This window comes from Solidesulfovibrio fructosivorans JJ], from assembly GCF_000179555.1.
Taxonomy (GTDB): Bacteria; Desulfobacterota; Desulfovibrionia; order Desulfovibrionales; family Desulfovibrionaceae; genus Solidesulfovibrio; species Solidesulfovibrio fructosivorans.
The window spans coordinates 42,713-48,973 of sequence record NZ_AECZ01000031.1 but is presented as its reverse complement, the minus strand read 5'-3'; the positions used below and the strand labels follow the sequence as shown (position 1 = coordinate 48,973).

7 protein-coding genes are annotated in these 6,261 nt (G+C 68.9%); all 7 read left to right on the top strand.

The window, feature by feature from the left end:
* The first annotated feature begins 50 nt into the window (after positions 1-50).
* The 7 genes from queD to DESFRDRAFT_RS16860 all read left to right on the top strand — a co-directional run bounded on the left by queD (position 51) and on the right by DESFRDRAFT_RS16860 (position 6,100).
* Entirely contained in the window at positions 51-440 is a 390-nt protein-coding gene (gene queD / locus DESFRDRAFT_RS16890; protein WP_005995952.1) for a 6-carboxytetrahydropterin synthase QueD, read from the top strand.
* 2 nt (positions 441-442) lie between these two features.
* Positions 443-934, top strand: a complete 492-nt coding sequence (gene dtd / locus DESFRDRAFT_RS16885; RefSeq protein ID WP_005995950.1) for a D-aminoacyl-tRNA deacylase — start codon at positions 443-445, stop codon at positions 932-934.
* A gap of 67 nt (positions 935-1,001) precedes the next feature.
* A complete protein-coding gene (locus DESFRDRAFT_RS16880) occupies positions 1,002-1,433 on the top strand; it encodes an ATP-binding protein (RefSeq protein ID WP_005995948.1) in 432 nt (143 codons plus the stop codon).
* A complete protein-coding gene (locus DESFRDRAFT_RS16875) occupies positions 1,421-1,762 on the top strand; it encodes an STAS domain-containing protein (protein WP_005995947.1) in 342 nt (113 codons plus the stop codon). The genes DESFRDRAFT_RS16880 and DESFRDRAFT_RS16875 overlap by 13 nt, the downstream gene beginning before the upstream one ends.
* Positions 1,763-1,771: 9 nt before the next feature.
* Positions 1,772-3,016: a CgeB family protein gene (locus DESFRDRAFT_RS16870; protein WP_005995946.1), complete on the top strand. Its 1,245-nt coding sequence runs from the start codon at positions 1,772-1,774 to the stop codon at positions 3,014-3,016.
* On the top strand, positions 3,016-4,692 hold the full coding sequence (locus DESFRDRAFT_RS16865) for a glycosyltransferase (RefSeq protein ID WP_005995945.1): 1,677 nt from the start codon (positions 3,016-3,018) through the stop codon (positions 4,690-4,692). Before DESFRDRAFT_RS16870 ends, DESFRDRAFT_RS16865 begins: the two co-directional genes overlap by 1 nt.
* The gene (locus DESFRDRAFT_RS16860) at positions 4,682-6,100 is read left to right on the top strand and encodes a glycosyltransferase family 9 protein (RefSeq protein WP_005995944.1); all 1,419 of its coding nucleotides are present in this window, start codon (positions 4,682-4,684) and stop codon (positions 6,098-6,100) included. Before DESFRDRAFT_RS16865 ends, DESFRDRAFT_RS16860 begins: the two co-directional genes overlap by 11 nt.
* Positions 6,101-6,261: the final 161 nt, after the last annotated feature.

Here is a 6,261-nt window from a genome sequence, read left to right as displayed (position 1 = left end):
AAAAAGGGGTCCCCTCCCCCAGTTCTCCCTCCTCTCCCAAAGGAATTTCTATGAGTAAACGTGGGATATGGCGGTTGACGGTGACGGAGTCGTTTAGCGCTTCGCATTGTCTGCGGGGCTACGAGGGGCCGTGCGAGAATTTGCATGGCCACAATTTTGGCGTCGAGGCGGTGGTGGAGGGCGAGCGGCTGGATCCGAAGGTCGAGTATTTGATGGATTTCAAGCGATTGCGAGGTGCTTTGCGAGAGATCTTGGCCCCCCTGGATCACCATCATTTAAATGAGGTGCCGCCGTTTGACGTGGAGAATCCTTCGTCCGAGAATCTGGCCCGGTATATTTACCGGAAGTTGGAGGGGGCGTTGGAAGGCGAGGCGGCCCGGCTGGTGAGCGTGTCGGTTCTGGAAAAGGAAGCCAGCAAGGCGACCTATATGGAGTATTGAGGGTGCGGCTTTTGCTCCAGCGGGCGCGGCGGGCCTCGGTGACGGTGGACGGGAAGGGCGTGGCCGCCATCGGCCCGGGTATTTTGGCCTTGGTGGGCTTTGGGCGGGATGACGGCCCGGATTTTGCCGATGGTCCGGTGTGCCGGGCGATGCTCGGGAAGCTCTGCGATCTGCGCATTTTTCCCGATGCCGCCGGCAAGTTCGATGTCAGCCTGCGCGAGGCCGGCGGGGAGCTTTTGCTGGTGTCGCAGTTCACGCTCTACGCCGCCTGTCGCAAGGGCCGCCGGCCGTCCTTTTCCGCCGCCGCCCCGCCGGATGTGGCGGCGGCGCTCTATGACCGGTTGCTCGTCCTGGCCGGGCAAGTGTTGCCCGGGCGGGTGGCTTCCGGCGTCTTCGGCGCGGACATGGATGTTTCCCTTGTCAACTGGGGGCCTGTGACCATTCCCCTCGACAGCGCGACCTTTGGGGCATCCCGGCCTCTTGACGGCGCTTGAGGTTTCAGCGCAAAGCGTAATCGGGCCCACACGCGGCAAGCGGCCGCAAGCCATCCGGAGCGGGATTTTGAAACAGCCGGTGATTCACAAGGTCTTTGGCGCCATCTCCCATCCTGGCGACAGCCGTCGGCTGGCCAAGGACGTGGTGGAGTATCTGGCCCGCGAGCATCTGGCCGATGTCGACGCCTTGCACGACCTCGACATCATCCTGACCGAGGCCTGCGCCAATGTCTGCCGGCATGCTTACGGCGGGAACCCGGGCCGGGTGGAAGTCCGGCTGGCCGTGCTGCCGAAGGAGTGGGTGGAGCTCGAGATCGTCGATTGGGGCAAGGGATTCGCCTCGGGCGCCCGCTTCGAGAATCCGGGGCCGGATTCCGAAGGCGGCCGGGGCCTTTATATTATGCGCATGCTCTCGACGCACTGCCGGGTACATCGGCGGGACGGCGAAAACGTGGTCTTCATCCATAAGGACATAGGGACGACGCGGTGGAAAAGCTGACCCTCACGCATGTCGGAAACGCCTTGATGCTGCGCTACGTCGGCGAAATAACCCTGGAGATCACAGGGGATCTCAAGCGCCGCCTGGACGCGGAACTCGACGGGAACAGCGTGGGCACGGTCGTCATCGACCTTTCCGACGTCACGTTCATGGATTCCTCCGGCATCGGCTTTCTGGTGTCGGTCAACACCCGGATGCGCAGCGCCGGGCGGTCTTTCTACCTCTATCGGCTGAGCAAACCCGTTGAAAAGACCCTGGGGCTGGTCCAGTTGCTCCAGTTCTTCCAGATTCTCGCCGACGAAACCGCCCTGGCCGCCGTTTGCGCCTGACGGGGCGTCATGGTGCATTCCCGGCATGCCGCCACGCCAGGTTCCCGAAGGCCGCTTTTCCGTCAAAAGCCGCCCCGGGTGCTGTGCCTGACCAGCCGGTTGTTCCTTTTGGGCGAGGTGACGGCCGCTTGCGAGCGGCTTGGCGCGCCGTGCCGGTATCTCGAAACCGGCGACAGCATGGACCTCGACGCCTTCGTGGCCATGGTGCGCGGGGCGGTGGCCGAATTCCGCCCGGATTTCCTGCTGACCGTCAACCACCTGGGCGTGGACCGCGAGGGTGTGCTGCTTGCCTTGCTCGCCGAGATGCGCCTGCCCTTGGCCTCGTGGTTCGTGGACAGCCCGGAGCTGACCCTGCCGCTCTATGCCCCGGCGGCGACGGAAGACACGGTCCTTTTCACCTGGGACGTGGACAGCATTGAACCGCTTGTCGCGGCCGGGTTTCCCCACGTGCATTATCTGCCGCTGGCCGCCGACGAGACGCGTTTCGCGCCGCGTCCGCCCGAGCCGGCGGACCATCCCTGGCGGGCGCGGGTGTCTTTCGTCGGCAATTCCATGCGCGTCAAGACCGCCTTGCGCCTGGCCGCCGCCAGACCGCCGAAGGCGCTGCTCGACGCCTTTGGCGAACTGGCCGCCGGGTTCGGCGCGTCGCGCCACCGACTGGTGCGCGCCTACATGGCCGAGGCCCGTCCCGATCTGTTGCCGGCCTATGCGGCCCTTGGGACCGTGGAGCGGGGCCTGGCCTTCGAGACGGCCGTGATCTGGGAATCCACCCGCCGCTACCGGGCCGACTGCGTTTCGCGCACCATGGCGCACAAGCCGCTGCTTGTCGGCGATCCCGGCTGGCGCGACACCTTTGACGGCGAGGGAACGGACTGGCGCTACCAGCCGGAGCTGGCTTACTACAACCAGTTGCCGCTTTTTTATCCGCTCTCCGAGGTCAATTTCAACGCCACCAGCCTGCAGATGAAGGGCGCGGTCAACCAGCGCGTCTTCGACGTGCCGGCCTGCGGCGCGTTTCTCCTCACCGACGCGCGGGCCCAGATGGAGCGGCTTTTCGAGCCCGGCCGCGAGGTGGCCATATATAATGATGCCAAGGAGATTCCCGAACTCCTCGCCCGCTACCTGGCCGATCCCGCCGCCCGGCGGGCCATTGCCGCGGCCGGCCGCCGCCGGGTGCTGGCCGAGCACACCTATCCCAGGCGCATGACCGAGCTTTTCGCCGTCATGCGCCAGACCTTCGGGGGCGGCGCCTGATGCGGACGGGCCAGGAGCCGTTTGCCCGGTTGCCGGAAACGGTCCGCCGCCTGCTGCTCGTCGGCGGGCGCGGTCCGGGATTGGCTGCGGCCCGGGACGCGGCCATGGCCGCCGGGGACGGCTGTGCGCTTCTGGCCGACGCCCTGGCCCTGGCCGTGTGGCGGGACGCGCCGCTTTGGCCCGAGGCGGCGGCGGTGCTCGCGGCCCGCGATGCCGCCCGTGCTTTTCTGCCGCCCGAGACGGCTGTGCTTGCGGCCCATGTGGCCGCATATGCCGGGAAAAGCGTGCCCGAGCCGTATTTCGAGCGTCTGGCCGCCAGGCGCGAGACGGCCAAAATGCTGGCTTATCTGCTGACCCGGCAAGGGAAGGCCCCGGAAGATCCCGGCTTGGCCCACAGGATCGCCTGCCTGGCTCCCATGGTCGGGGATTTTGACGGGGCGATCGCCCGCATGGCCGCGCTCCCGGAGCCGCTTGCGCCGCTTGGGCGGCAGGTGGCCGGCGAGCTGGCCCTTTTTGCCGGACGGGCCGGGGAGGCGGCGGCGCTTTTGCGACGCGCCCTGCCGACGCCGGCCGTGGACAAGCGTCTGGCCGAGGCGCTTTTTGCCGGCGGGGACCGGGAAGGGGGGCTGGCCGCGCTTTCCCGGGCGGTTTCGGCCCGGCCCTTCGACGCCTTGGGACTGGCCCGGCTGCACGATCTGGCCGCCGGCTTCGATTGGCGCACCGATTCTCTCCCCGGCTCGGTCGCGGTATTGGTCTATTCCTTTAATAACGCCCGGCTGCTGGACCGCACCCTGGACGCCCTGTCCCGGACCGACTGGACCTTTGCCGCCGGCGGGGCGCGGCTGACGGTGCTGGACAACGGCTCGGGCGACGACACGGCCGCGCTGCTGTCCGGCTGGCGCGAGCGCATGGCCGGGCGCATGGATGTCGTGGCGCTTCCCGTCAATATCGGCGCGCCCGCCGCCCGCAACTGGCTGGCCGCTTTGCCCGGGACCCGAAGCGCCGATTTCGCGGTCTTTTTCGACGACGACGCCTTGCCCCCGCCGGACTGGCTGGGGCGGTTCGGCGCGGCCGTTGCCGCTCAGCCCGGGGCGGGCGTGTGGGGCGCGATGATCCGGGGCATCGGCAGCCCGCATTTCGTCCAAAGCGCGGACACGCACCTGATCCCCACGCCGCGCTTGCAGGGGGAGTGGGGCAGGGGATTCGACCTGGCCCGTCCCTGGCTGGCCACGGCCGATGACGGCGCGTACGGCGTCTGCCGGCCGTGCGCTTCGGTCACGGGCTGCTGCCATCTGTTTCGCGCTCCCGTTTTGGCCGATCTCGGCGGCTTCGACCTGCGCTTTTCCCCCACCCAGTACGATGACCTGGATATGGACCTGCGCCAGCTGCTCGCCGGCCGGCCGGCCGTGTGCCAGGGCCATTTGCGGGTGGTCCACGCCAAGGCCACGGGCGCGGCCTCGGGCCAGGGCGGCAAGCAGTACGGCTCGGGCTTCGCCAACCAGTTCAAGCTCCACCACAAATATGACGATGGGCAGTTCGCCGCCGCCGCCGAAACGGCGTTTGCCGCCCTGGCCGCCGACTGCGCCGCCAAGGCGGAGATCCTGACCGGCATGGGGCGCATCGCGCCGGAAACGGCGGCCCTGTGGCGCGTCGCGGAGGGCGGCCGTGTCGGCTGAAAAGCTCCCCATCGCCGTGCTCCAGACCCAGCGCATGGGGGATTTGATCCTCACCTATCCGTTGCTTTTGTGGCTGGCCCGGCGCTATCCCGGCCACCCGGTCACAGTGGTGGCCGAGCCCGATTTCGCCGCGCCTCTGGCCCCGCTGAGTCCCCCGGCCGACTACTGGCCGCTTGCGCGGGGAGGGGAGCTGGCCCGGCGCGAACACGCCCTGGTCGTAAACCTGAGCATCCGGCCCGAGGCGGCCCGATTGGCCGGCCTGATCCCGGCCGAAACGACCCTCGGCCCGGTCGCGGACGCGGCCGGCGTGGTGCGGGTGGCCGGCGACTGGCAGCTCTACCGGGCTTCGGTGGTCGGCAACAACCGCCACAACCGTTTCCATTGGGCCGAACTCAACGCCCTGGACCTGATCCCGGTCCGCGACATGGCGGCCACGGCCTGGCCCGAGCCGCGCGGCGGCCGGCCCGACCGGTCCAAGGTCGGGGTGTTCGTGGGCGCAAGCGAGCGCGACAAGCGGCCGTCCGCGGCCTTTGCCGGGGCGCTTTGCCGCGAACTGGCCCGGCGGGGGCTTTTGCCGGTGCTCCTTGGCGGTCCGGGCGAGGTCGCGCTCGGGGCCGAGGCGGCAAGACACGCCGGCATTCCGGTCTGCGACCTGTGCGGGAAGCTGGGGCTCATGGAGCTGGCCGTGCTCGGCCAGGAACTCTCCCTGCTCGTCACCCCGGACACCGGCCCCATGCATCTGGCCGCCTGGACCGGACTGCGCACGCTCAACATCTCCATCGGGCCGGTCAGCGCCTACGAAACCGGTCCGTACCAGCCCGGCCATTTCGTGCTGCGGCCCCGCATGTCCTGCCGGGGCTGCTGGGGCTGTGTGCGGGAGCGGCCGTTTTGCCGGGAGCGCCTGGACGCGGCCCGGGTGGCCTACGTGGCCTCCCGGCTGGCCCGGGGCGAAGCGGACCGGCTGGCCGGGGCGGTGGTCCCCGGCTACGAACTGCTCGCCACCGGCCGCGACGACCTGGGGCTTTACGGCCTGACGCCTCTTTGCCGGAAGGAGCTCCCCGACGCCCGGGAGGCGCTGGGAGCCTTTTGGCGGGCCCAGTTCGGCTGGCTGCTCGGAGCCTTTGACGCGGCCGAGCCCCGGACCGCCCTGGCCGTCCTGGCCGCCGCCCATCCTCGGCTCCTCGCCGCCCTGTCCCGGGGGCTGGCCGTTCTTGGGGCGCGCCTTGCCCGGCAGGCCCGCCAGGGGGACGTGCCCGATGCCGGGTTCGCCGCGGCCTTTGCCCCGGTGGTGCGGCCTCTGGCCGGATTCGTCGAGCGTCTGCTGCAAAACGCCGACGGCGACCGGGCTTCGCGCCTGCGCGCCCTGGCCTTGCTCGAGCGCACCGCTTCCCTCGTCTCCAGATCCTGATCGCCGGCCCGTCCGGCCGTGTCCCGCTTCGCCCGTTTAGGGCCCCGGAGGCTCTCGGCCCGGCAAGGCGGAAAAAAACTCCCTGTTCGTTTCCTTTCAATTCGGCAACCTCGCGCCAATGCTCCCTTTTTCAAATTGGAACGAGACTTGAACAATACCAG